Origin of the sequence: Pseudomonas sp. B14-6 (genome assembly GCF_013260315.1) — a bacterium.
In the GTDB taxonomy this organism is placed as follows: Bacteria; Pseudomonadota; Gammaproteobacteria; order Pseudomonadales; family Pseudomonadaceae; genus Aquipseudomonas; species Aquipseudomonas mandelii.
This window is the reverse complement of record NZ_CP053929.1, coordinates 6,217,355-6,242,723: the sequence shown is the minus strand read 5'-3', so window position 1 is coordinate 6,242,723 and position 25,369 is coordinate 6,217,355. Positions and strand designations below refer to the sequence as shown.

General features: G+C 60.3%; 24 protein-coding genes and 3 pseudogenes. 14 read left to right on the top strand and 13 right to left on the bottom strand.

The genetic code is table 11. From position 1 onward, the window contains the following. Window positions 1-27: 27 nt before the first annotated feature. From HP062_RS28540 to HP062_RS28530, 3 genes are all read left to right on the top strand, one after another. Complete coding sequence (locus tag HP062_RS28540) at window positions 28-561, top strand: tripartite tricarboxylate transporter TctB family protein (RefSeq protein ID WP_010462091.1); 534 nt, start codon at window positions 28-30, stop codon at window positions 559-561. Beyond that, window positions 558-2,087 carry a tripartite tricarboxylate transporter permease gene (locus HP062_RS28535; RefSeq protein WP_010462093.1) on the top strand — a complete coding sequence of 510 codons (1,530 nt, stop codon included), beginning with the start codon at window positions 558-560 and terminating at the stop codon, window positions 2,085-2,087. Before HP062_RS28540 ends, HP062_RS28535 begins: the two co-directional genes overlap by 4 nt. Window positions 2,088-2,156: 69 nt before the next feature. After that, a complete protein-coding gene (locus HP062_RS28530) occupies window positions 2,157-3,098 on the top strand; it encodes a LysR family transcriptional regulator (protein ID WP_077749159.1) in 942 nt (313 codons plus the stop codon). A gap of 46 nt (window positions 3,099-3,144) precedes the next feature. On the opposite strand, the pseudogene HP062_RS28525 reads toward HP062_RS28530, so the two are convergent. The 3 genes and pseudogenes from HP062_RS28525 to cysK all read right to left on the bottom strand — a co-directional run bounded on the left by HP062_RS28525 (window position 3,145) and on the right by cysK (window position 6,586). Further along, a pseudogene (locus tag HP062_RS28525) lies at window positions 3,145-4,007 on the bottom strand (DMT family transporter). Between the two features lie 450 nt (window positions 4,008-4,457). Beyond that, window positions 4,458-5,396, bottom strand: coding sequence for an aspartyl/asparaginyl beta-hydroxylase domain-containing protein (locus tag HP062_RS28520; protein ID WP_010462099.1), 939 nt, complete (start codon window positions 5,394-5,396; stop codon window positions 4,458-4,460). A 215-nt stretch (window positions 5,397-5,611) separates the two neighbouring features. Continuing rightward, window positions 5,612-6,586, bottom strand: a complete 975-nt coding sequence (gene cysK / locus HP062_RS28515; RefSeq protein ID WP_145308112.1) for a cysteine synthase A — start codon at window positions 6,584-6,586, stop codon at window positions 5,612-5,614. A gap of 126 nt (window positions 6,587-6,712) precedes the next feature. Between cysK and HP062_RS28510 the strand changes: the two are divergent. From HP062_RS28510 to HP062_RS28500, 3 genes and pseudogenes are all read left to right on the top strand, one after another. Beyond that, window positions 6,713-7,788: pseudogene (locus tag HP062_RS28510) on the top strand (DUF748 domain-containing protein). 142 nt (window positions 7,789-7,930) lie between these two features. Further along, entirely contained in the window at window positions 7,931-8,776 is an 846-nt protein-coding gene (locus tag HP062_RS28505) for a MoxR family ATPase (RefSeq protein WP_010462104.1), read from the top strand. Between the two features lie 13 nt (window positions 8,777-8,789). Then, window positions 8,790-9,968 carry a VWA domain-containing protein gene (locus tag HP062_RS28500; protein WP_077749161.1) on the top strand — a complete coding sequence of 393 codons (1,179 nt, stop codon included), beginning with the start codon at window positions 8,790-8,792 and terminating at the stop codon, window positions 9,966-9,968. 112 nt (window positions 9,969-10,080) lie between these two features. Here HP062_RS28500 and HP062_RS28495 read toward each other — a convergent pair whose 3' ends face one another. From HP062_RS28495 to HP062_RS28480, 4 genes are all read right to left on the bottom strand, one after another. Then, on the bottom strand, window positions 10,081-11,007 hold the full coding sequence (locus tag HP062_RS28495; protein WP_010462108.1) for a biotin-dependent carboxyltransferase family protein: 927 nt from the start codon (window positions 11,005-11,007) through the stop codon (window positions 10,081-10,083). Continuing rightward, window positions 11,004-11,708: a 5-oxoprolinase subunit PxpB gene (pxpB, locus tag HP062_RS28490; protein ID WP_172792399.1), complete on the bottom strand. Its 705-nt coding sequence runs from the start codon at window positions 11,706-11,708 to the stop codon at window positions 11,004-11,006. The genes HP062_RS28495 and pxpB overlap by 4 nt, the downstream gene beginning before the upstream one ends. Further along, complete coding sequence (locus HP062_RS28485; protein WP_172792398.1) at window positions 11,705-12,457, bottom strand: 5-oxoprolinase subunit PxpA; 753 nt, start codon at window positions 12,455-12,457, stop codon at window positions 11,705-11,707. The genes pxpB and HP062_RS28485 overlap by 4 nt, the downstream gene beginning before the upstream one ends. Before the next feature lie 62 nt (window positions 12,458-12,519). Next, window positions 12,520-13,806, bottom strand: a complete 1,287-nt coding sequence (locus HP062_RS28480; protein ID WP_010462114.1) for an MFS transporter — start codon at window positions 13,804-13,806, stop codon at window positions 12,520-12,522. A gap of 147 nt (window positions 13,807-13,953) precedes the next feature. On the opposite strand from HP062_RS28480, the pseudogene HP062_RS28475 reads away from it, so the two are divergent. Continuing rightward, a pseudogene (locus tag HP062_RS28475) lies at window positions 13,954-14,867 on the top strand (LysR family transcriptional regulator). A gap of 49 nt (window positions 14,868-14,916) precedes the next feature. On the opposite strand, the gene HP062_RS28470 reads toward HP062_RS28475, so the two are convergent. From HP062_RS28470 to HP062_RS28460, 3 genes are read right to left on the bottom strand one after another with little or no spacing between them, the layout of a single operon-like run. Beyond that, window positions 14,917-15,459 carry a DUF2937 family protein gene (locus tag HP062_RS28470; RefSeq protein WP_102595475.1) on the bottom strand — a complete coding sequence of 181 codons (543 nt, stop codon included), beginning with the start codon at window positions 15,457-15,459 and terminating at the stop codon, window positions 14,917-14,919. Window positions 15,460-15,471: 12 nt separating this feature from the next. Continuing rightward, window positions 15,472-16,248: a class II glutamine amidotransferase gene (locus tag HP062_RS28465; protein ID WP_077749163.1), complete on the bottom strand. Its 777-nt coding sequence runs from the start codon at window positions 16,246-16,248 to the stop codon at window positions 15,472-15,474. 26 nt (window positions 16,249-16,274) lie between these two features. Then, the gene (locus HP062_RS28460) at window positions 16,275-16,772 is read right to left on the bottom strand and encodes an MFS transporter (protein WP_172792397.1); all 498 of its coding nucleotides are present in this window, start codon (window positions 16,770-16,772) and stop codon (window positions 16,275-16,277) included. A 257-nt stretch (window positions 16,773-17,029) separates the two neighbouring features. Between HP062_RS28460 and HP062_RS28455 the strand changes: the two genes are divergently transcribed. Further along, on the top strand, window positions 17,030-19,084 hold the full coding sequence (locus HP062_RS28455; RefSeq protein WP_172792396.1) for a S9 family peptidase: 2,055 nt from the start codon (window positions 17,030-17,032) through the stop codon (window positions 19,082-19,084). 122 nt (window positions 19,085-19,206) lie between these two features. Next, window positions 19,207-19,680 carry a cyclic nucleotide-binding domain-containing protein gene (locus HP062_RS28450; RefSeq protein WP_077749165.1) on the top strand — a complete coding sequence of 158 codons (474 nt, stop codon included), beginning with the start codon at window positions 19,207-19,209 and terminating at the stop codon, window positions 19,678-19,680. Here the strand turns inward: HP062_RS28450 and HP062_RS28445 are convergent. Continuing rightward, on the bottom strand, window positions 19,677-19,967 hold the full coding sequence (locus HP062_RS28445; RefSeq protein WP_010462128.1) for a hypothetical protein: 291 nt from the start codon (window positions 19,965-19,967) through the stop codon (window positions 19,677-19,679). The genes HP062_RS28450 and HP062_RS28445 overlap by 4 nt on opposite strands. 80 nt (window positions 19,968-20,047) lie before the next feature. On the opposite strand from HP062_RS28445, the gene HP062_RS28440 reads away from it, so the two are divergent. The 4 genes from HP062_RS28440 (at window position 20,048) to HP062_RS28425 (ending at window position 22,302) form a co-directional block, all read left to right on the top strand. Beyond that, window positions 20,048-20,734 carry a spermidine synthase gene (locus HP062_RS28440; RefSeq protein ID WP_027925870.1) on the top strand — a complete coding sequence of 229 codons (687 nt, stop codon included), beginning with the start codon at window positions 20,048-20,050 and terminating at the stop codon, window positions 20,732-20,734. Between the two features lie 48 nt (window positions 20,735-20,782). Then, entirely contained in the window at window positions 20,783-21,154 is a 372-nt protein-coding gene (locus tag HP062_RS28435; RefSeq protein WP_010462132.1) for a YajD family HNH nuclease, read from the top strand. 207 nt (window positions 21,155-21,361) lie between these two features. Beyond that, the gene (locus HP062_RS28430) at window positions 21,362-21,832 is read left to right on the top strand and encodes an RNA methyltransferase (protein ID WP_008153126.1); all 471 of its coding nucleotides are present in this window, start codon (window positions 21,362-21,364) and stop codon (window positions 21,830-21,832) included. A gap of 92 nt (window positions 21,833-21,924) precedes the next feature. Then, window positions 21,925-22,302 (top strand): DUF2892 domain-containing protein, encoded by a 378-nt coding sequence (locus HP062_RS28425; RefSeq protein ID WP_154503533.1) that lies wholly within the window; start codon window positions 21,925-21,927, stop codon window positions 22,300-22,302. Between the two features lie 111 nt (window positions 22,303-22,413). Here HP062_RS28425 and HP062_RS28420 read toward each other — a convergent pair whose 3' ends face one another. Further along, window positions 22,414-23,643, bottom strand: coding sequence for a hypothetical protein (locus HP062_RS28420; protein ID WP_154913915.1), 1,230 nt, complete (start codon window positions 23,641-23,643; stop codon window positions 22,414-22,416). Window positions 23,644-23,746: 103 nt separating this feature from the next. Then, window positions 23,747-24,196 carry a YcgN family cysteine cluster protein gene (locus HP062_RS28415; RefSeq protein WP_010462140.1) on the bottom strand — a complete coding sequence of 150 codons (450 nt, stop codon included), beginning with the start codon at window positions 24,194-24,196 and terminating at the stop codon, window positions 23,747-23,749. A gap of 241 nt (window positions 24,197-24,437) precedes the next feature. Between HP062_RS28415 and HP062_RS28410 the strand changes: the two genes are divergently transcribed. Then, window positions 24,438-25,031 carry a nitroreductase family protein gene (locus HP062_RS28410; protein ID WP_077749176.1) on the top strand — a complete coding sequence of 198 codons (594 nt, stop codon included), beginning with the start codon at window positions 24,438-24,440 and terminating at the stop codon, window positions 25,029-25,031. Window positions 25,032-25,369 lie beyond the last annotated feature (338 nt).

Below are 25,369 nucleotides of genomic sequence, written 5' to 3'. Positions count from 1 at the left end.
ACGGCCGTCACCTCTGGAGGTGCTTTCATGTCCCATTCTTCGGATTCACCGGCGCTGGTCGGTACCCGCTGGGTCGAACTCGGCCTGACACTCTTCACCACGCTGATCGGCGCGGTGGTGATGTTCGGCAGTCTCGAACAAGGTATCGGCTGGGGCGATTCAGGCCCCGAGCCGGGTTACTTCCCCTTCTACATCGGATTGCTGTTGAGCGCCGCGAGCGTGGGCAACGGCGTGTTGACCGTGGTGCGCTGGCACGCCCTGAGCATTGCATTCGTCAGCCGCAGTGCATTCAAGCAAGTGCTGTCGGTGTTCATCCCGATTGCGCTGTTCGTCGGCGCCATGCCGTTCACCGGCATTTACGTGGCCTCGGCCTGCTTCATCGCCTGGTTCATGTGGCGTGACAAGGTGCGCGCCAAGCCTTACGGCAAATGGATGATCGGCACCGTGTCCCTCGGCGCGGTGCTGGCCAGCTACCTGATTTTCGCGTTGTGGTTCAAGGTCCCGCTGGATGCCGGCCCGATGGGCGACTGGATTGCACTGGCCGGGAGAAGTTTCAAATGAGCGAGTTCGATTCCCTGCTGCAAGGCATGAACCTGATCCTCACCCCGGGCCACATCGGCCTGATGGTGATCGGCGTGCTGCTGGGCATTCTGGTCGGCGTATTGCCCGGCCTCGGCGCCCCCAATGGCGTGGCGTTGTTGCTGCCGCTGACCTTCACCATGTCGCCGGTGTCGGCAATCATTTTGCTGTCGTGCATGTATTGGGGCGCGCTGTTCGGCGGTTCGATCACCTCGATTCTGTTCAACATCCCCGGTGAGCCCTCATCGGTGGCGACCACGTTCGACGGTTACCCGATGGCCCGCGAAGGTCGCGCTGCCGAAGCGTTGACGGCCGCATTCAGTTCGGCGCTGATCGGCGCGCTGGCCGGGGTGTTGTTGCTGACCTTCCTGTCGACCAAGATTGCCGCATTCGCCATGTCTTTCAGTTCGCCGGAGTTCTTCGCGGTGTACCTGTTGGCGTTTTGCACCTTCATCGGCATGAGCAAGAATCCGCCGCTGAAAACCGTGGTGGCGATGATGATTGGTTTCGCCATGGCCGCCGTGGGCATGGACACTGTCTCCGGCAACCTGCGCCTGACCTTCGACCAGCCCGCGTTGATGACGGGCATCAGCTTCGAGGTGGCCGTGATCGGATTGTTCGGGATCGGCGAAATTCTCTGCACCGTCGAGGAAGGCCTGGTGTTTCGCGGCGAGCATGCGCGCATCACGCCGATGGTCATCCTGCGCACCTGGGCCAAGTTGCCGCGTTACTGGTGGACGATCCTGCGCAGCACCCTGGTCGGTTGCTGGATGGGCATCACACCGGGTGGCCCGACGGCGGCCTCGTTCATGAGCTACAGTCTGGCGCGGCGCTTTTCGAAGAACCGCGAGAACTTCGGCAAGGGTGAACTCGAAGGCGTGATCGCCCCGGAAACCGCCGACCACGCCGCCGGCACCAGCGCGCTGTTGCCGATGCTGACCCTGGGCATTCCCGGATCGGCGACCGCAGCGGTCATGCTCGGCGGGTTGATGATCTGGGGCCTGCATCCTGGCCCGACGTTGTTCGTCGAGCAGCACGATTTTGTCTGGGGCCTGATCGCCAGCATGTACCTCGGGAACGTGGTCAGCCTGATCGTGGTGCTGGCCACCGTGCCGCTGTTCGCTTCGATCCTGCGCATTCCGTTCTCGATCATCGCGCCGATCATCATCATGGTCTGTGCCATCGGTGCCTACTCGGTGCACAACTCGTTCGTCGACGTGGTGTTGATGCTGGGCTTCGGCGCGCTGGGTTATCTGTTCAAGAAACTCGGTTACCCGATTGCGCCGCTGGTGCTGGCGGCGGTACTGGGCGACAAGGCGGAAGATGCGTTCCGTCAGTCGATGCTGTTCTCCGACGGCCACGTGGGGATTTTCTGGTCCAACCCGTTAGTGGGCTGCCTGACCACGGCGGCGTTGCTGATGCTGTTCTGGCCGTTGATTTCCAAGGCGCTGGGCACCCTGACGGGGCTGCGCAAACCCCAGGTCGCCAAGCCTAAATCGGTGCTGTAACACGGCAATGCTGGCAACGCCTGGCATTTGTTGTCAGGCTTGCCGCAGTCCTAATTGCGAGCACGGCCCATGACCCGAATTCCTGCTGCCAATGTGATCCACAGTCGACTGCGTCTGCGCCAACTGCGGCTGATGCTGGCATTGCAGGAATTCGGCTCGTTGCGCCGCGCCGCCGACCACATCGGCATGACCCAGCCGGCAGCCACCAAGATGTTGCACGAAGCCGAGGACTTGCTCGGCGTCGAACTCTTCGAGCGTCTGCCCCGGGGCATGCGCTCGACCCCGTTCGGGGAAACCGTCATCTACTACGCGCGCATGGTGTTTGCTGAACTGAGCGGCATGCGTGAAGAACTGGTCGCGCTCGAATCCGGCAACCTTGGCCGGGTTGCGGTCGGTGCGATTCCGGCGCTGGCCTCGGGGCTGTTGACCCGCACCATCGCGACCTTGAAGCAAAGCCATCCACGCTTGTCGATGAGCATTCAGGTCGACACCAGCGACGTGCTGGTGCAGGCGCTGTTGCAGGACCAGCTGGATATCGTATTGGGCCGGATTCCGGCGGGCGCACGGGCCGAAGAGTTGCTGTTCGACAGCCTCGGCGAAGAAGCCTTGTGCGTCATCTCCGGGGCGCAGAACCCGTTGGCGAAAGAGAAAAACCTGAGCTGGGCCGAGTTGCAGAACATGACCTGGGTACTGCAACAGCAACCGAGCCCGATGCGCGCGATCATCAATCAGGTATTCCACAATGCGCGGGTCGACATCCCCAGCAGCATCGTCGAGACCACCTCGATCATGACCTTGCTGTCCTTGATCCAGCAGACCGACATGCTGGGCGTCACACCGGTGTCGGTGGTGGAGGATTACCCGGGCCGTGATTTGCTGGCGGTGTTGCCGATCAAGTTTGAAGCACGGCTGCCGCCGTACGGGCTGATTACCCGCCGTCACCGCATTCAATCGTCAGCGATGCAGGCGTTCATGAATTCGGTGCGGGCCGAGCACGCGCTGACCAAATAAAAAAGGCCCGGAGCCAATGCTCCGGGCCTTTCATTTTCACGCTGCTTTACGCTGTTTTACGGAACACAAATACCAGCCCGACGATGATCAGCAGCATGCCGAGCATGCTCAATACCGCCAGCCGATTACCGAAAATCAGGTAGTCCATCACCGCCGTCACGGCCGGCACCAGGTAAAACAGACTGGTGACATTCACCAGATTGCCCCGGGCGATCAAGCGGTACAGCAGCAACGTTGCCAGCACCGACACCACCAATCCCATCCACAGCACCGGCACGATGAACCCGCTGCCGTGTTCGAAATGAAACGGCTGGAACGGCACGAAGATCCCGCAGAGCATCAGCCCCGCGAGGTACTGCACCGGCAGTGTGCCGAGGGGATTGTCGGTGATGCGCTTCTGCATGATCGAGCCAAAGGTCATGCTTGCCAACGCCAGCAAACCAAAAAGCATCCCGGCCAAAGACATGCCCGCCAGACCGATGCCCTGGTAAACCACCATGATCAACCCGACCAGGCCCAGCGCCAGACCGAACATCCGGCTGGCCGAGCGCTGACGCTCCATGATCACCACCGTGAGAATCGGCTGCACACCCATGATGGTTGCCATAACGCCCGGTGTGACTTTGAGGTCCAGGGCCAGCAGATAAAAAATCTGATAAGCCCCAGCAACACCACGCCCGTGGCCATCGCATACAACATCGCTTTGCCACCCTTGGGCAATTTCAGCTTGAGCAACGGCACCAGCAGCATCAATCCGCACAAGGCGATGGCAAAGCGAATCAGCAGAAAGGCAAAGGGCGATGCGTGGGCCAGGCCCCATTTGGAGAAGATCGCACCGCTGCTCCACAGCAGAACGAACAGGCTCGTGGACGCCGCCGCGAGCGCGGATTTTTTCGACAGGACAAACATGTATACCACCTGTAGTCAGGCAAGAAGCCAACTCAGCCGAAGCTGAAATTCAGTAGTTTTTTTCAGGCGGGCGCGCAGAACAGCAAAGAACGCTGATCAGCCCGAAACGCCAACGCCCGGCGGTGATACGACTGCGTACACCGGCGTGCTACTGACAGGTGGGGGGTAATGACTGATCTGCGCAGGCTGCTTTTTCCCGCACGGCACGACGCCAGCGTTGACCGCTGAATCGACTACCGCATTGATGAGGGAAGCTGGCATGGGCTGATCTTTTTTGATGGGGTGGGCGGTGGGTAAGAGAACCACCGAGCGCCGACTATAACCAGCGGCGGACATGGATTGCAATGACTTGGACAAAGGGCCAGTCACGACACCTCGTCGCGGGCGCGCCATTTAAATTCTGCTCATAAAAAAACCGCTCCCAAGGAGCGGTTTTTCTTTTGAATCCAGTCACGCAAACAACCAATACCCCAACAACGTCAGCACCACCACCGCCAACACCGGCCGCAGCACGCGGTACGCCTTGGGATTACGACGCTTCCAGCGTTTGACCACACCACTGACCTTGTCGCTGGAATTCTTGCTCCAGGCATACGCCTGGTTAATCCCGCCGACACGTTCATCATCAAGGTTTTGAGGTGCGGTGGCGCGACCGAGCAAGCCGCTGAGCCAGCGGTTGATGAAGGTCATGACGCGGTTGCTCAGCGGTCGTTCGATGTCGCAGAACAGAATGACGCGGGTTTTCTCGGATTCGTTCTTGACCCAATGCACGTAGGTCTCATCAAACATCACATCTTCACCATCACGCCAGGCATACACCTGGCCGTCGACAAAGATACGGCAATCGTCGGAGTTCGGCGTCGACAGCCCCAGGTGATAGCGCAGCGAACCGGCAAACGGGTCGCGGTGCGGGTTGAGGTGGCTGCCACCCGGCAGCAACGCGAACATTGCACCCTTTACGTTGGGAATACTGCTCACCAGCGCCACGGTTTTCGGGCACAAGGCTTCAGCGGATGGCAGGGGTTTGTCGTACCACTTGAGGTAGAAACGTTTCCAGCCTTTCTTGAAAAACGAACCAAACCCCGCATCGTTGTGTCTTTCGGCGGCGCGGATGTAACCCTCGTCGAACAGGTGCATGGCTTCGTCGCGGATGACTTCCCAGTTGTCTTTGAGCACGTCCAGCTCCGGGAACTTGCTGCGGTCCAGATAGGGTTTGGACGGCACGCCGGAGAACAGGTACATCAAGGCGTTGTAAGGCGCAAACAAGGCCGAGTGATTGACGAATTGACGCAGAACCGGCAATCGCGCCTTCCCGCGCAAATGCACATAGAGGGTGCTGCCCAGAAATAGCAGCAACACTGACGCTTTCGCGGCAAAGGAAAAGGTCATCTACGGCTCCTTGAGGTTAGGCTCTTCGCACAACGCCATTTACCCGACGTGGCAGCCGGCCATGATAAACACTACCGGCCTCGGGAAAAACCCGCAAAAATCGACATTCAGTATTAAGGTTTGTGCAATAAAGCACTTATTAACATAAAGTTCCTGAACGGGGGCTGACCTGAATCAGCCCTCTCACCAAAAGATCAAACCATCGCAGGCAGCGCCTACTGCTGATTTTCCTGCTCGGTAAACAGGTCGCTGAACAACATGCTCGACAAGTAGCGCTCACCGGAATCCGGCAGGATCACCACGATGGTCTTGCCCTGCATTTCCGGTGTTTCGGCCAGACGCACCGCCACCGCCATCGCGGCGCCACAGGAAATACCGCACAAAATCCCTTCTTCCTGCATCAGGCGCAGCGCCATGGCCTTCGATTCGTCATCGGTGACCAACTCAACCCGATCGACGATCGACAAGTCCAGATTCTTCGGGACAAAACCGGCACCGATCCCCTGGATCTTGTGCGGGCTCGGCTTGATCTCTTCACCGGCTATCGCCTGGGTAATCACCGGCGACACCACCGGTTCCACAGCTACCGAGATAATCGGTTTGCCCTGGGTATTCTTGATATACCGCGAAACACCGGTAATGGTTCCGCCGGTTCCAACGCCCGCGACCAGCACATCGACTGCGCCGTCAGTATCGTTCCAGATTTCCGGACCGGTGGTTTTCTCGTGAATGGCCGGGTTGGCCGGGTTGTCGAACTGCGACGGCATGAAGTATTTGGCCGGATCGCTGGCCAGGATCTCGGCAGCCTTCTCAATGGCGCCTTTCATGCTTTTGGCCGGTTCGGTCAGCACCAGTTCGGCGCCCAGTGCCTTGAGGACCTTGCGTCGCTCGATACTCATCGACGCCGGCATGGTCAGCATCAACTTGTAACCACGGGCCGCGGCAACAAAGGCCAGGCCAATGCCGGTATTGCCCGACGTCGGTTCGACGATGGTCATGCCAGGCTTGAGTTTGCCGGAGCTTTCGGCGTCCCAGATCATGCTCGCGCCGATCCGGCACTTGACCGAGTAACCCGGGTTGCGCCCTTCGATCTTGGCCAGGATGGTCACACCGCGCGGGGCAATGCGGTTGATCTGCACCAGCGGCGTATTGCCAATGGAATGGGCGTTGTCAGCGTATATACGGCTCATGGCTGGGTCCTTGTACAGCGTTGAATAAGCCCCAAAGGTATGCCTGTTGCCAGTGGTCGTCCAGTCAGGTCGAACGTCCGGTAAACACCGCAGTCAATGGCTTTACATCGTCAGAGATTTGCCGCCATGAAACGTCGATACCGTTGGCCCCTGTGGACCCTCGCCGGTCTCGTTGTGCTGCTGATTGCCCTGCACTTCGCCCTGCCCTACCTGGTGCGCGATTACTTGAACGAGAAACTGGCGGACATGGGCGATTACCGGGGCCAGGTCACCGACGTCGACCTCGCGCTGTGGCGCGGCGCCTACAAGATCAACGGGCTGAAAATCGTCAAGGTCGACGGCAAGGTCCCGGTGCCTTTCGTCAATGCACCGCTAATCGACCTGTCTGTCAGTTGGCACTCACTCTGGTCCGACCGCGCTGTGGTGGCCGAAGTGCAGTTCTTCAACCCTGAGGTGAACTTCGTCGACGGCGGCGCCAACAAACAAAACTCCCAGACCGGTCAAGGCACCGACTGGCGCGCACAGTTGAGCAAACTGGCGCCGTTCACCTTTAACGAAATACGCATCTACGACGGCAAGATCAACTTTCGAAACTTCAATTCCAAGCCCCCGTCAACATGAACGCCACTCAGGTCAACGCCAGCCTCTATAACCTGACCAACGTGGTCGATACCGAAGGCAAGCGCGACGCGCGCTTTGAAGGCAAGGCCCTGTTGCTGGGCCACGCCCCGCTGGAAACCACGGCCACCTTCGACCCCTTGAGCAATTTCGAAGACTTCGAATTCCGCCTGCGCGCCAAGGATATCGAGCTCAAGCGCATGAACGACTTCGCCTCGGCCTATGGCAAATTCGACTTCAACGCCGGTCACGGCGATGTGGTCATTGAAGCGCAAGCCAAAAAAGCCCAATTGACCGGCTATATCAAGCCACTGCTCAAAGACGTGGACGTGTTCAACTGGCAGCAGGACGTGGAAAACAAGGACAAAGGGCTGTTCCGGTCCATCTGGGAAGCCATTGTCGGCGGCTCCGAAACCGTGCTGAAAAACCAGGGCAAGAACCAGTTTGCTACTCGCGTAGAACTGAGCGGCAACGTGCATCGACAAGATATCAGCGCGTTCCAGGCGTTTTTGCAGATTTTACGCAATGGTTTCGTTCAGGCATTCAATGCCCGGTATGAGCGGCCGAAACCGGATCAGGGTTAAGTCACCAAGTGACGCCCCATTCAGAGACTGAATAAGCCGTCTGCGTTCACAGTCGACCGGCCTGCGCGTTATAGTCGGGCACTACACTTATTGCGCCCCGCCCTGCCTGATTCAGGTCGGCTTACCGTTCGAGGATTAGCAGATGAAGTTCGAAGGCACCCAGGCCTACGTCGCCACCGATGACCTGAAGCTGGCGGTCAACGCCGCCATTACCCTGGAGCGTCCACTGCTGGTCAAGGGCGAGCCAGGCACCGGCAAAACCATGCTCGCCGAGCAATTGGCCGAGTCCTTCGGTGCGAAATTGATCACCTGGCACATCAAGTCCACCACCAAGGCGCATCAGGGCCTGTACGAGTACGACGCGGTCAGTCGCCTGCGTGACTCGCAACTGGGCACGGAAAAAGTCCACGACGTTCGCAACTACCTGAAAAAGGGCAAGCTCTGGGAAGCGTTCGAGTCCGAAGAGCGAGTGATTCTGCTGATCGACGAAATCGACAAGGCCGACATCGAGTTCCCGAACGACCTCTTGCAAGAACTCGACAAGATGGAGTTCTACGTTTACGAGATCGACGAGACCATCAAGGCCAAGAAACGCCCGATCATCATCATTACCTCCAACAACGAGAAAGAGCTGCCGGACGCCTTCCTGCGCCGCTGCTTCTTCCACTACATCGCGTTCCCGGATCGCGTGACGCTGCAGAAAATCGTCGACGTGCACTACCCGAACATCAAGAAAGACCTGGTCAGCGAAGCGCTGGACGTGTTCTTCGACGTGCGCAAGGTGCCGGGCCTGAAGAAGAAGCCGTCGACCTCGGAACTGGTGGACTGGCTGAAGCTGCTGATGGCCGACAACATCGGCGAAGCCGTACTGCGCGAACGCGATCCGACCAAAGCGATCCCACCCTTGGCAGGCGCCCTGGTGAAGAACGAACAGGATGTTCAATTGCTTGAGCGCCTGGCGTTCATGAGCCGTCGCGGCACCCGCTAAGAGGCTGATCGCCATGCTGCTCAACCTGTTCAATGAAATGCGCGCAGCCAAGGTGCCGGTCTCGGTGCGTGAGCTTCTGGACCTGATCAATGCGCTGAAACAACGCGTGACCTTCGCCGACATGGACGAGTTCTATTACCTGTCCCGGGCGATTCTGGTGAAGGACGAACGGCATTTCGACAAGTTCGACCGCGCGTTCGGCGCCTACTTCAATGGCCTGGAGAAACTCGACGATCACCTTCAGGCCTTGATTCCTGAAGATTGGCTGCGCAAGGAATTCGAGCGTTCCCTGACCGAAGAAGAACGGGCCGCGATCCAGTCCCTCGGCGGTCTGGACAAGCTGATCGAAGAATTCAAGAAACGCCTCGAAGAACAGAAAGAACGCCATGCCGGCGGTAACAAATGGATCGGCACCGGCGGCACCAGTCCGTTTGGCTCCGGCGGCTTCAACCCGGAAGGCATTCGCGTCGGCGATGCCGGCAAGCGCCAGGGCAAAGCGGTCAAGGTGTGGGATCAGCGCGAGTACAAGAACCTCGACGATTCGGTGGAACTGGGCACGCGCAACATCAAGGTCGCCCTGCGCCGCTTGCGCAAATTTGCCCGTCAGGGTGCGGCGGAAGAGCTGGACATCGACGGCACTATCGACCACACCGCGCGCGATGCCGGCCTGCTGAATATCCAGATGCGGCCGGAGCGGCGTAACACCGTCAAGCTGTTGCTGCTGTTCGACATCGGCGGCTCGATGGACGCGCATGTGAAGATCTGCGAGGAACTGTTCTCGGCCTGCAAGACCGAGTTCAAGCACCTGGAGTACTTCTACTTCCACAACTTCATTTATGAGTCTGTGTGGAAGAACAACATGCGCCGCACCTCCGAGCGCACATCGACCCAGGACCTGCTGCACAAGTACGGCGCCGACTACAAAGTGATCTTCATTGGTGACGCTGCGATGGCACCGTATGAAATCACCCAGGCCGGCGGCAGCGTCGAGCACTGGAACGAAGAAGCCGGTTATGTGTGGATGCAGCGGTTCATGGAGAAGTACAAGAAGGTCATCTGGATCAACCCCTATCCGAAAGATACGTGGGGGTATACGTCGTCGACCAATATTGTGCGGGACCTGATTGACGACCAGATGTACCCGTTGACGTTGCGGGGGTTGGAGGAAGGGATGCGGTTTCTGTCCAAATAGAGATTTTTGTTGTCTGTGAAAACGTCTTCGCGGGCAAGCCTCGCTCCTACAGGTTTCTGTGTTCGTGCATCGTGCACCAACCCTGTAGGAGCGAGGCTTGCCCGCGAAGCTTTTAGCGGTTTGAAAATCGCTGTAAATACTCGACCTGTTCGCGATGCGCCACCTCCTGCACCACAGGCCGCAACCGCACTTTCGCCCCCGGCAAGCACTGCGCCAGCCGCGCGAGTGCCAACGGCGTCAACGCCCCCAATCGCGGATAACCGCCAATGGTCTGCCGATCATTGAGCAACACAATCGGCTGCCCGTCCGGCGGGACCTGGACCGCGCCTAGCGGGATGCCTTCGGAAATCATCGGCTGGCCCTGATACTGCAACGGCGTTCCCAGCAAGCGAATGCCCATGCGATCGGCACGGCTGTCGAGGGTCCAGACGCTGTTGAACGCATCGAACAGGCTCTGCCCGCTGAACTCACCGATCTGCGCGCCGAGGACCACATCCAGTGGCGAATCGACTTTGAAATTAGGCCGGTGTTCTGCCGGTAACTCCCGCAGCAATAACAGCGCACTCCCGCGATAGCTCAACGGCGCGCCTTTGGCCAATGGCCGGCCCATACCATCCAGGCCGCCGAGTTCTTCACGGACCACCGTCGCGCTGCTGCCCAACACCTTTGGCGCGTCAAACCCGCCCGGTGCCGCCAGATAGGCCCGCGCCCCGAGCAGCGGTTGAGTGAATTGCAATCGCTGGCCCTTGTTCAGCCGGAAACTGCGCCACGGCGCCAATGCCTCGCCATCCACTTGCGCGCCCAGGTCCGCCCCGGCCAGCGCCAACACGCAGTCTTCTTCGGCTACGACGCTGAAACCGCCGAGGGTGATTTCAATCACCGGCGCATCAAGGCCATTGCCCAACAACCAATTGGCCCACGACATCGAACGCCAATCCAGCCCGCCGCCCTGGGTCACACCCAGATGCCGCACGCCGAAACGACCCGCGTCCTGCAACAGGCACAGCGGCGTACTCGCCTCAATCAATAGACGGCTCATGCCTGGGCCTCCAATGGCGTGTCGTCACCGCCCAGGTTGATGAACTGCGCATGGTCGACCGCTTCAAAGCGCACGGTGTCACCCGGTTGCATCAGGCTGTAACCATCGCGTTCGCGGTCGAACAATTTGGCGGGCGTGCGGCCGATCAGGTTCCAGCCGCCGGGGGACACCACCGGGTAGGCGGCGGTTTGCCGCTCGGCGATGCCGACACTGCCGGCAGCCACCTTTTTACGCGGCGTATTCAGGCGCGGCGCGGCGAGCACTTCTTCCACCAGCCCCATGAAAGCGAACCCCGGCGCGAAACCCAGGGCGAACACTTGATACTCGCGCTCGCTGTGGCGGCGGATCACCTCGTCCACCGACAGCCCGCTGCGCTGAGACAACAAGCTCAACTCCGGACCGACGCTCAAGTCATACCAGACCGGCAGCACATGGCATTTACCGCGAGTGCTCGCGTTGGGCGACAGGTCGATCAGCGCTTGAGCGATCAATTCCCGGGCTTGAGCCGGACTCAACGCCGTCAGGTCGTAATGCACCATCAATGTCGTGTAAGACGGCACCAGATCAATCAGATGCCCGGCAAACGCAGCGCGCAGGTTTTCGCTGGCCGCCAGCATCCACGGCATGTTGGCTTCGGCAATTTCATCGAACAGACGCACCATCAGGCAATCCAGCGCCACCACCTCAACCCGCGGTTTCATGGTGCGCTCTGCTGATCAAGGGCTTCGCGAATCCGCCGCACCGCCGCCACCGAACTGGCGTTGTCACCGTGGACGCACAAGGTGTTGGCCCGCAAGTGCAAGGCGCTGCCGTCGCTGGCGGTGAGGTTGTCGCCACGGGCGATGGTCAGCGCTTGCTCGATTATTTTCTCTGGATCGTGATGCACCGCCCCCGGCAGTTGCCGCGAAACCAACATGCCGGCACTGTCGTAGGCACGGTCGGCGAAGGCTTCGAACCACAAGGTCACGCCGTATTCATCGCCCAGTTGCTGGGCGGCGCTGTTGTCGCGCGTGGCCATGAGCATCAGCGGCAAGGTCCGGTCATACGCCGCCACGGCCTGAAGCACCGCGCGCAATTGCGCCGGGTTGGCCATCATGTCGTTGTACATTGCGCCGTGGGGTTTGACGTAACTGACGCGCCCGCCTTGGGCCCGGCAGATGCCGTCGAGGGCGCCGATCTGGTAATGCAAAATGTCCTGAAGTTCCTGGGCGGTGTAGGCCATGGAGCGGCGGCCGAAACCCACCAGGTCCTGATAGGCCGGATGCGCGCCGATCTGCACGCCGTTACTCAGGGCCAGGCCGACGGTCTTGCGCATGATGCTCGGGTCGCCGGCATGGAAGCCGCAGGCGATGTTGGCGCAATCGATGAAGGGCATGACCTCGGCGTCCAGACCCATGGTCCAGTTGCCGAAACTCTCGCCGATGTCGCAATTCAATAGCAGGCGGCTCACGGTGAACACTCCTGTAGGCATTTTCTTTTTTTGCTGTCGGGCAGATGCCCGCAGATTATCAGCTACTCGGCTTCAAGTTGTTTGCCACGGGTTTCCGGCAAGCTCAACGCAGCAAGGATCACCACACCGTAGGACACCGCCGCAAAAGCCCCGATGCCTACGCTCAATGGCACCTTCTGGCTCATCAAACCGATCAGCAACGGAAACAACGCCGCCAGTGCCCGGCCGATGTTGTAGCAAAAGCCCTGCCCCGAACCGCGAATACGTGTCGGAAACAGCTCGGTCAAAAACGCGCCCATGCCACTGAAAATCCCCGAAGCGAAGAAGCCCAGCGGGAAGCCCAGCCACAGCATCACGCCGTTACTGACCGGCAACTGGGTGTAGAGCAACACGATGGTGAACGAGCCGACGGCGAACAGGATGAAGTTTCGTTTGCGGCCGAGGATGTCCGTCAAATAGGCACTGATGACGTAGCCGACGTAGGAACCGACGATCACCATCGCCAGATAACCGCCCGTGCCGAGTACGCTTAAACCGCGTTCGTTTTTCAGAAACGTCGGCAGCCAGGACGTGATCGCGTAGTAACCGCCCAGTGCGCCCGTGGTCAGCACCGAAGCGCGAATCGTGGTGAAGAGGATACCGGGGGCGAAGATCTCGTAGAACTTCGCGGCGTTGCCCGGCTCCTGCTTGGCCTTGGCTTCGCGGTAGATTTCCGGGTCCTTGACCAGTCGACGGACGAAGATCACGAAAATCGCCGGCACGATGCCGAGGATGAACAGCGCACGCCAGGCATCTTCCGGCGGCAATACCGAGAACAGCAGCGCATAGAGAATCGCCGTCAGCCCCCAACCCAGCGCCCAGCCCGATTGCACCATGCCCACGGCCTTGCCGCGGTCCTTGGCGCGAATCACCTCGCCCATCAGCACTGCGCCGGCGGTCCACTCACCGCCAAAACCGAAGCCCATCAAGGTGCGGCTGATCAACAGTTGCTCGTAGTTTTGCGCGAAGCCGCAGAGGAAGGTGAAGAAGGCAAACCACAGCACCGTCAGTTGCAAGGTGCGCACACGGCCGATGCGGTCCGACAGAATCCCCGCCACCCAACCACCGATGGCCGACGCAATGAGCGTGCTGGTATGGATCAGCCCGGCCTCGCCAGTCGTGATGCCCCACATGGCAATCAGGGTCGGCACCACGAAGCTGAGCATCTGGGTGTCCATGCCGTCCAGGCCATAGCCGATCTTGCAGCTCCAGAAGGTGCGGCGTTCCTGCTGATTGATGTTGCGGTACCAGTCGAAAGGTCCCGGCCGAGACGTGGCTTTGGGGATGTCGAGCGTGTCGGGCGCACTCATGGCAACTCTCCGTGCAAATTTTATTGGTATTGTTCTGAGCCCCGACGACGCCTATCGTGGGAACCGGATGGCCTGATTTTTGGTTGTCCGGCCCTGCTGCGTCCAACTAATAAAAACCCGCCCTAGGCATAAGAAAAACTTAACGCCATGAACCTGAAATTTCTCGAGACCTTTGTCTGGGTCGCCCGACTCAAGAGTTTCCGCCTGACGGCTGACAAGCTCTTCACCACCCAGGCATCGATTTCCAGCCGCATCGCGGTACTCGAAGGCGAGCTCGGGGTGAAGTTGTTTCTGCGCGACTCGCGGGGGGTGAGCCTGACGCCCGAAGGCTTGAAAGTGCTCGAGTACGCCGAGCAGATGATGGACACCATGCAAGCCCTCAAGCAGTCGATCGAGACGCGCTCGAGCAAGGTCGGGCGCGTGCGGATCGGCGTGATGGACACGGTGATTCACACGTGGCTGAGCCCGTTGGTGGCACAGATGATGGATCACTATCCGCGGGTGGAAATCGAGCTGGTGGCCGATACGGCGCTCAACCTCTGCGATCAGCTGCAAAAAGGCTTTCTCGATCTGATCCTGCAAACCGATCTGGTGCGTCAGGAAAGCGTGCGCAGCCTTGAACTGGCGAGCCATCCGATGGGCTGGATTGTCGCCAGCAATTCGATCTACAACCGTGGGTACACCGGCATTGCCGATCTGGCGCGCGAGCGGATCATTACCTACTCGAAAAACTCACATCCACATCAGGACATTCTGAGTCTGATGCAGGCGAACGGGGTCATGACGCCGCGGCTGAACTGCGTGAACTCGGTGTCGGCGATCACCCGATTGCTGCGCGACGGATTCGGCATTGGTGCGTTGCCGCCGGTTCTGGTAGCCGAGGAACTGGCGCGGGGGAATTGACCTTGCTGGCCATCGATCAACAGCTGCCTAATTTGCAGGTCGTGGTGTCGTGGCGGGTGGGTGTGGAGTGGGTCGAGGAGATTGTTGCGTTGTGTCAGCAGGTGCTGGAGGGGTATGCGCGCAAGGTGGGTGAAGACTACATCGTCCTCGCACGCTGATCGGCGCTGATGATGATCGCTCCCACGCTCTGCGTGGGAGCGATCAGTGTTACAGGCCGCGCACATCCCGATCTTCGATCGGCCGGCTCTGGCGCAGGCGTTTGCCGCCCAGCACCACCCAGTCGATCAGACGGAACAGGCATTCAATGCCGAAGGACAGCAGCAACGCACCGCTCATGCCCCAGATCATCGCTTCCGGTGTCAGCAGGATCTGGTAGCTGTAGCCATTCCAGGTTTCCTTGCGGATATCCGGATCCGCCGCCAATGCGACCTGCAGAACGCGGATGTACCACGGGCCCTGCATGGCGTGGAACTGTTTATCGAGCGCCACCTGACGGGTGAGCAAGGTGCTCAGGCTCTCGGCGTCGCTGCGGAAAATCGGGTCTTCACTGGCGCGGTAATGGGCGACCAGCGCCTGCATATCGCCCTTGAAGAACTGATTGGCGGTGCCCTGGAAACCGCTCAGGCTGGTTTGCGCCTCAATCAGATGCGCTTCGACCCGTTTCGCGTAATCGCTGATGAACCCGGGCACCTGGACACCGATCAACAGGCCCGCCGCAAACAACACCAGCCGTAGATAACTGAGCAACATCGGGTGAGATCCTTATTCGGTCTTGCCCTGGCTGACGCATTCGCCGCGTCGCCAGAGGCTCCATTGGCCCGGTTCGTAGCGGGTCCAGGTTTCGTTTTCGGTCAGGGGTTCGGTGGCGATCACCGTGACCACATCGTTAGGCGTGGTTTCGGCCTGGAAGTCGACGATCACATCGACATCCTTCAACCGCGCCGGGCCGAATGGCGCGCGACGAGTGATCTGGACCAATTTGGTCGAGCAATAGCAGAACAGCCAGTCGCCGTCGCTCAACAGGCAGTTGAACACGCCTCTGCTGCGGTATTCGGCGCAAGCGGCGACCAGGTCCGGCAGCAGCGCTTCGATCTCGACCGGTTCTGGAAACGCTGCGCGCACACGGTTGAGCAGGTCACAGAACGCCGCTTCGCTGTCGGTGTCACCGACGGGGCGATAAAAGCTTTTGATCGGCTGAAAATCCGCCAGCTGACCGTTATGGGCGAAACACCAGTTGCGGCCCCACAGCTCACGCACGAAAGGGTGCGTGTTGGACAGGCAGACCTTGCCCACGTTGGCCTGACGGATATGCCCGATCACCACTTCGCTTTTGATCGGATAGCGCTGCACCAGGTTCGCCACTTCTGACTCGCTGCTGGCCGCCGGGTCCTGAAACAACCGCAGACCGCGCCCCTCATAGAAAGCGATGCCCCAACCGTCACGGTGCGGACCGGTGCGGCCGCCGCGCTGCATCAGCCCGGTGAAGCTGAACACGATATCGGTCGGCACATTGGCGCTCATGCCCAATAACTCACACATGCTCGGACTCTCGCTTCAAGGCCGGATTACAAACGCGGTTCGACCCGCAATCGCTGAGGGTTGCTCGGCACTGGCGGACGACCGTAACGATCATCGCCGGCACCGCCGAACGGATGATCGTCGTCAAGATCGTCGGCCCGGGCGGCGGCCTTGGCGGCGGCGGCCTGTTCCTTGCGAGCGTTGGAAGCCCGTTCAATAGGGAACCGGATCGCCACGAACACCAGATAAATGCCAAAAGCGATCATGCCGTACATGAACAGGTCGGAAACCGCCCGCCAAGCGTTGTTGCCCACCTTGAACAGCAGATCGAGCGCAGTGATGGCGATGGCCGGGGCCACTTTTTCCTTCACCGGGTCGATGATGGTCGGGCTGAATAGCAGTACGGCGACCAGCAGCCGCAGCGGTTCACGCAGCCAACGCCACATCCAGCGGGTGATGCGCATCCACACCAACAGGCAGCCTAAAGCGGCAAAGGCGTAGAGGCCCCAAGCGATCAGATAGTCGTTCTCGGTCATGGTGTCCATGGCAAGGCAGGCAAAGAGGCGCTTATAGTAACGACTTTTCGCCCGTCAGGCGTAATCCATGTGGGAGCGAACTGTGGCGAGGGAGCTTGCTCCCGTTCGGCTGCGAAGCAGTCGCAGCGCTTTTGGGGTCGCTTCGCAACCCAGCGGGAGCAAGCTCCCTGGCCACACAGGCTCACTCCTACAGGGTCTGCACAGGCATCAATATTTGCATTGCGCCTGCAAAACCCTATTTTTCGTACAACGTCCGAGAGTCCTTCATGCCCTTATCCGCCAACGTCACCAGCGCCCCGATTGCCCACAAGGCCGACGGCCCTGACCCGTATGCCTGGCTGCAGGAGCGCGACACCGACGCGGTGCTCGACTACCTCAAGGCTGAAAACAGCTACCAAGAGGCGCAGACCGCCGATCAGGCCAGGCTGCGCGAAACCCTGTTCGAGGAGATCAAGGGCCGGATTCTCGAAACCGACCTGTCGCTGCCCTCCCCTTGGGGCCCGTACCTGTATTACACGCGCACCACCGCCGGTGACGAATACGCCCGCCACTACCGCTGCCCACGCCCGGCTGATGACAGCCTGCAACTCGACGAAAGCCAGGAACAGCTGCTGCTGGACCCGAACGAACTGGCCAATGGCGGCTTCTTTTCCCTCGGCGCCTTCAGCGTCAGCCCGGATCACCAGCGCCTGGCCTACAGCATCGATTCCACGGGCGATGAGATCTACACGCTGTTCGTGAAGGAATTGTCCAACGGCCGTGTCAGTGAACTTGAGTTCCAGGATTGCGACGGCAGCATGACCTGGGCCAATGACAGCCTGACGCTGTTTTTCGGCGAGCTGGACGACACCCACCGTCCGCACAAACTGCTGCGCTATCGACTGGACGGCACGGCGGCCGAGGAAGTGTTCAACGAGCCGGACGGCCGATTCTTCCTGCATTGCTATCGCTCCAGTTCCGAACAGCAATTACTGCTGTCGCTGGGCAGCAAGACCACCAGCGAAGTCTGGGCCCTCGACGCCGCGCAGCCGCAGCAGGCCTTCACTTGCCTGGCGCCACGGGTTGAAGACCATGAATACGACGTCGACCACGGCACGCTGAACGGCGAGTGGGCCTGGTTCATCCGCACCAATCGCGACGGCATCAACTTTGCCCTGTACACCGCCGTCGATACCGGTGTTGCGCCCACCGAGGCCGACTGGCAGAACCTTATCCCCCACAGCGACAGCACGATGATCGAGGGCATGAGCCTGAACGTCGGCGCGATGACGTTGAGCCTGCGGGTCGGTGGCTTGCCGGTGATTGAAGTCCACCCGCAGGATTTGCCGAGCTACCGTGTGCAACTGCCGGATGCGGCGTACAGCCTGCATGTGCAGAACAGCCTGGAGTTTGTCAGCGAGCGGATCCGTCTGCGTTACGAAGCCCTGAACCGTCCGGCGCAAATTCGCCAGCTGGAGCTGGACAGTGGCGAGCAGAAAGTACTCAAGGAAACCCCGGTGCTCGGCCCGTTCGACGCCGACGCCTACGTCAGCCAGCGCCTGTGGGCGACGGCACCCGATGGCACGCAAGTACCGATCAGCCTGGTGGTCAAGCGCGAAGCCCTCGGTCAGCCGACGCCCCTGTATCTCTACGGCTACGGCGCTTACGGCGAAAGCCTTGACCCGTGGTTCTCTCATGCCCGCTTGAGCTTGCTGGATCGCGGCGTGGCGTTTGCGATTGCCCACGTACGGGGCGGCGGTGAACTGGGCGAGGCCTGGTATCGCGCCGGCAAGCAGGAACACAAGCACAACACCTTCAGCGACTTTATCGCCTGTGCCGAGCACCTGATCGACAACGGCTTCACCACCTCAGCACAATTGGCGATCAGCGGCGGCAGTGCCGGCGGTTTGCTGATCGGCGCGGTACTCAATCAGCGACCCGAGCTGTTTGGCGCGGCCATTGCCGAAGTGCCGTTCGTCGACGTGCTCAACACCATGCTCGACCCGGACCTGCCGTTGACCGTCACCGAATACGACGAGTGGGGCAATCCTGAAGAACCGGACGTTTATGATCGGATCAAGGCCTACGCCCCTTACGAAAACGTCACCGCGCAAGCCTATCCGGCGACCCTGGTGATCGCCGGCTACAACGACAGCCGCGTGCAGTACTGGGAAGCGGCGAAGTGGGTGGCGAAATTGCGCGCGACCAAAACCGACACCAATCCCCTGTTGCTCAAGACAGAACTGGGCGCCGGGCATGGCGGGATGAGCGGTCGGTACCAGGGATTGCGTGACGTAGCACTCGAATACGCATTTGTTTTCAAGGTTTTGGGGATTGCCTGAGGAACTTGGCCCGGTGTTTCGGTCTTAAGACCAGACACCGGGCCCAATACAACACAACTCCCACAGGGATTGGGGATATCCCGAACAACCGGAACCAGACACAAGAAAAAGACCGTGCCGACATGTCAGAACCGACCTTACTGAACAACGAAATCCGCGACTGGCTGATGGACTGCGGCCTGTTCGATCAATTGCTGCCGGCAGACTTCGCCGCGGCCTCCGGCTACTTCAGCATCAGCACCATCGCCGAAGGCGAAGAGATTTTCCATGAGGGTGATGCCGGCAGTTTCATGTGCATCATCCATACCGGCCAGGTGTCGGTGCAGAAGACCAACGGCGACGGGCAGCTGGTGACCATGGCCACCCTGCGCAGCGGTCGCTCGTTCGGCGAAATGGCGGTGCTTGATGGCGAGCGCCGCTCGGCCAGTTGCGTGGCCGCCAGCAACTGCCAACTGCTGAACCTGGGTAAGGACTCTCTGGAAAAAATGATCAACGAGGCGCCGAAAATCGCCGCCAAGATCATCCGCGCCCTCGCCGTCGCCCTTTCCAAACGCTTGCGCATGGCCGACGGGCAACTGCTCTCGCAGCAGGTTTAACCGCCTGGGGTTTTGGTTTTCGTGCTGTTCGGCTCAATCCCCGGCACCGGTTGATCCTTGGTCGGCGGACTGGGCATCTCGATCGGCACCAGCGGTGGGCCGCCACTGCCAGGCCCGGCCTTGGGCAAGGTGGTCGGGGTGATGGGCGGATACGGCGTCGGGGTCGCCGTGCCGGGCGAACCGGGCATCGGCGCAGGGCTTGCTGGAATGGTTTGCAACTGCTGGGCCTGCACTGCACTTATCGAGAGCGCGGCCAAGGCAATGACCGTTAGAATGGTGCGCTTCATCAATGGCTCCGTTGGCCTTGTTGTCATTGGCAGGCTACTCCCAACTGCCTCTGTTTGCCTTCCCCCAATTTGAGATTTCCATGAAACGTTTCGTTCTGCTCGACACCGCCCCTATCCCTGAAAACGGCGGCGCCTTGTGCCTGTTCGAGTATGGCGAGGATTTCGTCATCAAGATCCAGGGCGGCGACGGCGGGCAATTGATGAACACCCGCATGCACGGCTCAGAAGATGCCCTGGCCGAGATCCCGTGTCGCAAAGTGGCCGGCCGGCCGAACTCGCGAGTGCTGATCGGCGGCCTCGGCATGGGTTTTACCCTCGCTTCGGCCCTCAAGCATTTGGGCAAGACCGCTGAAGTGGTGGTCGCCGAGCTGGTGCCTGGCGTGGTGGAATGGAATCGCGGGCCGCTGGGCGAGAAAGCCGGCAATCCGCTGCTCGACCCGCGCACCGTGATTCGCATGGAAGACGTGGCCAAAGTCCTGCAAGCCGAGCCGCAAGGTTTCGACGCGATCATGCTCGACGTCGACAACGGCCCCGAAGGCCTGACCCAACGGGCCAACAGCTGGCTTTACTCCGCCGGTGGCCTGAGCGCCTGCGCCAAGGCCCTGCGGCCCAAAGGCGTGCTGGCAGTGTGGTCGGCCAGCGCCGACAAGCAGTTTTCCGACAAGCTGAAGAAGGCCGGTTTCAAGGCCGAAGAAGTCCAGGTCTTCGCCCACGGCAACAAAGGCACCCGCCACACCATCTGGATTGCCGAGAAGCTCAAGGGCTGAGCTAAACTCACGCCATAACCGTCATTAGTCTTTTACAAAGGTGAACCCATGAGTTCGTCAACGCCGACCAATACCTCGAAGCTGGATCGCATCCTCGCCGACAACCAGCGCGACAAGGAAATGGGTTACCGCGACAAAGCCCTGAAGATGTACCCGCACGTGTGCGGCCGCTGCGCCCGCGAGTTCTCCGGCAAACGCCTGAGCGAGTTGACCGTGCACCACCGCGACCACAACCACGACAACAACCCGCAGGACGGCTCGAACTGGGAATTGTTGTGCCTGTATTGCCACGACAACGAACACTCGCGGTATACCGACCAGCAGTATTTTCACGAAGGCTCGCTGAGCACGCCGAAAATCGCCAAGGCGACGCATAACCCGTTTGCGGCGTTGGCGGGGCTGATGAAAAAAGACGACTGAAGACTTTCATTGGCTGGACTGGCCCGTTCGCGGGCAAGCCTCGCTCCTACGGATACATGTCGTTCACCCAATTGTGATCGACTCTGTCCCTGTAGGAGCGAGGCTTGCCCGCGAAGACAATCTCCCGGTCACCACCAATCTCCAAACCGGACACCCCTCCCCCAATCCCCGTATAATCGCCGTTTTTTCCCCGAAGGCACCCCGCTCGTGGCAGACAAACGGTACAGCTGCATTGGTTTGTATAACCCCAAATCACCGGAAAACGTCGGCTCGGTCATGCGCGCCGCCGGCTGCTATGGCGTCGCGTCCGTGTTCTACACCGGCAAGCGTTATGAACGCGCCGCCGACTTCGTCACCGACACCAAGCGCGTCCACTACGACATCCCGCTGATCGGCATCGACGACTTGAAGAAAATCCTGCCCTTGGGCTGTGTGCCCGTCGCGGTGGAACTGGTCGAAGGCGCCCGCTCGCTGCCGGAATACACCCACCCTGACCGCGCCCTGTACATCTTCGGCCCGGAAGACGGTTCGCTGGATAAAGAGATTCGCGACTGGTGCGAAGACGTGGTCTACATCCCGACCACTGGCTGCATGAACCTGGCCGCCACGGTCAACGTCGTGCTCTACGACCGCATGTCCAAGGGGCTCAACACCCGCTCCGGGGCAAAATTCCGCTGAATCACCTCACATTCGATGGAACAAGCCGCCCGCCCCGGCAGTCAGCTTAACTATCTATTGTTGAAGCAGCCTTGCCTGCCAGGAGACAGATCATGAGCGAACTCAAGCGCGTAGAACGCATCGAATCCACCCCGTTCCAGACTCATTCCGAGCAGAACGTTCACGGCTGGGAACGTGTCGGCTCCCTGGCCGGCGGCGTGCTGATGATGGGCAAGGGCCTGCGTCGCGGCGGGTTTTTCGGGTTGATCCAGGTGGCCATCGGCGGCGTCGCCCTGGCTCGCGGGATTACCGGGCACAGCTCGGCGAAAAGCCTGCTGGAGAAAAGCCGTCAGGACATGAACAACGTTCGGGCGAAGATCGAGCGGGCCGGGGAAGAGTTGGGCAAGTTGAAGGCGAATGCCGAGGCGGCGACCCATACCGCTACGGTGACAGGCAACGATTCGTTGAAGTCGCCGAAGACCGGGGTTTGATCCGGGATTTTTGCTGAGGCTGACGGCCTCTTCGCGGGCAAGCCTCGCTCCTACAGAATTGGTGTGATCACATAAACCCTGTAGGAGCGAGGCTTGCCCGCGAAGACGGTTTTACTGAAGCAACTCGGTATCAAGGACCTTGGAAGACTCGCCAATCACGCTTTCCGCGAGCTGAACAAACTCTTTGGTATCCACACTCCCCAGATGCATCGCCCCGCGCAACACATCATCAAGCGAGCGCTTGTTGCGCGTTTTCAAACGAATCTCGCGATCCAGTTCCTGTAGCAACAACACCGCTTTGGAGACCTGCGCCGGGTTCGCCTGTTCGCCACGCAACGTGGTGACTTTCTGGCTGTCCTTGACCAGCCTGCGGTGCAAACTCTCATACCGCTCATCACTCATGCCACCCGCGCGGCGCACTAGCTCGATGGCGTAATACTCGGCAAACCCTTCACTGATCCAGTCACTGCGCTGTTTGTCGTTGATCCGCCCGAACACCTGCGCCAATTCACGCACCACCGCGCTGGTGCCGCTTTCACTGACCAGCGGTAGACGCGTGTTCAGATAGATCGACTCGCGCGCGGCCAGGCTGCCGCGCCACATCGGGTCGTTGGCGCCGACGATCAGCAGCTTGACGGGATGACGGGGGAACACGGCTTGAACCTGCGGCCAGACAAAGGTCAGCAGCGTCAGCACGTCCATGCGGCGCATGCCCTGGCCTTGAGGCGAGGCGACGGTGACTTCGGTTTCCCCAAGCCGCGTGCGACGGCTGCCGAGGTGGCCGGCGAGCATCCAGCCCGTGGGCCGGTCGAACAGTCGAGAGACGTTATCGATGCGGAATTTGTTCTTGCCGATGCGCGGCCAGGCGGTCTCGACGCTTTTCCAGCCACTGGGCAGTTCGAATTCAAGGCGTGAAATCAGCTCGATGCCGTCCTGCTGATCGAGTCTGGCCGGCGGCACCAGGTCGTCGCCGCGCATCAGTGCCCAGGTTGGCGTCATGCGCGTATCGAAGCTGCCGCTCTTGCGTCCATGGCTGATGCGCACGCGGTAAGTCAGGCTGGCCTTGTCAGTGGCCGGACGCCAAACGCCGCGCGTCTGCTTGCCCGCCGTGAGCTGCCATTGGCCGTCGGCCTTGAAGTCGCTGTAGTGGCTGCCGTCGCCCAGATCGAAATCCAGACTGCGCACCGCCGAGCCCTGGGCCAGCGTCAGCCGCACTTCGGCCTGATCGCTGTGCGGCATCAGGCGCACGTGATAATCCAGATCGACTTTTTTCGCCGCCCACACGGACGAACTCAGGGCCAGTAGCCCGACGGCCAGCGCCCGCCGCAATCGCACAGCCATACACACTCCTGTTGTGGCGAGCGAGCTTGCTCGCGCCGGGCTGCGAAGCGGCCCCTTTTTTTGTCGTTACTGCCTGTTGGTGGCCACACATGCAGTGGGGCATTCAGCCCGCGCGAAAGATCAGATGGTCTTCCCAGTCATCCTCGGACACGCTGCCTTCGGCGAGCATGCGCCCGGACTGGGAAATGCGTTCATGGTGCACCGCATCGCGATCACCGCACACCAGGTGATGCCACAGGGGCAAGTCCTTGCCTTCACTGACCAATCGATAGCCGCAGGTCGGCGGCAACCAGCGGAATTCTTCGGCCTTGCCCGGCGTGAGCTGGATGCAGTCCGGCACAAAGTCACGACGGTTCGGGTAGTCGGTGCACTGGCAGGTTTTCAGGTCCAGCAGTTTGCAGGCGATGCGCGTGTAATAGACCGAGTTGTCCTCTTCATCTTCGAGCTTTTGCAGGCAGCACAGACCGCACCCGTCGCACAGCGATTCCCACTCCTGCGGATCGAGTTGATCGAGGGTTTTGCGTATCCAGAACGGTTCGACTTTGGCGGCCATGGTTCGAGCATCAACATCAGGTGGTGAAAAGGCCGCCAGTCTAGTGCCAAGGCCCTTGCGGGCCAAGCATTGGCGACTGCCGGTAGATCGGACTTGTCAGTTTTTGCGCCGCCACGTAGTTTTGCCAGTCGCAAGGAGCCATGCCCAAATGCCATTAACGCTCAACCGCGTTGCATTCAGGTGAACTGCGCCTGCGGGTTTTAGACGCCCCTCACTTTCAAACGAAGCAAGGAATCTCTTGATGAGTGCAAACCCACGCGTTGCCGAGTATGCGATCCACCCTCAGTTCACCGATCGCTGGTCGCCCCGCGCCTTCACCGGCGAAACCATTCCCGAAGAAACCCTGTTGAGCTTCTTCGAAGCCGCACGCTGGGCGCCATCGGCCTACAACTCCCAGCCTTGGCGGTTTCTCTACGCGCGCCGCGATACGCCGAACTGGGAGCGTTTTCTGGGCCTGCTGAATGAATTCAACCGCGGCTGGGCGCAACACGCCTCGGCATTGGTGATCGTGATCTCTAAAACCACCTTCGCGGTACCCGGCGCCACCGAAGAGACCCCGGCCCTGTGGCACACCTTCGACACCGGTTCGGCCTGGGGCCATCTGGCGCTGCAAGCGAGCATCAGCGGCTGGCACACCCACGGCATGGCCGGTTTCGACCAGGACCTGACCCGCAAAGAGCTGAACATTCCTGAAGGTTACGCACTGCACGCGGCAGTAGCCGTGGGCAAACTGGGCGATAAAGCGACGCTGGCCGATTACCTGCAAGCGCGCGAAGAACCAAGCCCGCGTCGCCCACTGAGCGAACTGGCGGCCGAAGGCGATTTCACCCTCTAAGCCACAGCGCAAAAGAAATTCGGGAGCGAGTCTCTTGCGATGGCGGTGTATCAGTCTCCGTCAATATTGACTGACAGACCGCCATCGCGAGCAGGCTCGCTCCCACAGTTGATTCCTGGTGTTCACAAAATAGTGGATTCACAGCAGAACCCATGTGGGAGCGAGCCTGCTCGCGATGAGGTCGTCACATTCAACATCAACGTTGACTGTCACACCGCCATCGCGAGCAGGCTCGCTCCCACAGTTGATTCCTGGTGTTCACAAAATAGTGGATTCACAGCCGAACCCATGTGGGAGCGAGCCTGCTCGCGATGAGGCCGTCACGTTCAACATCAACG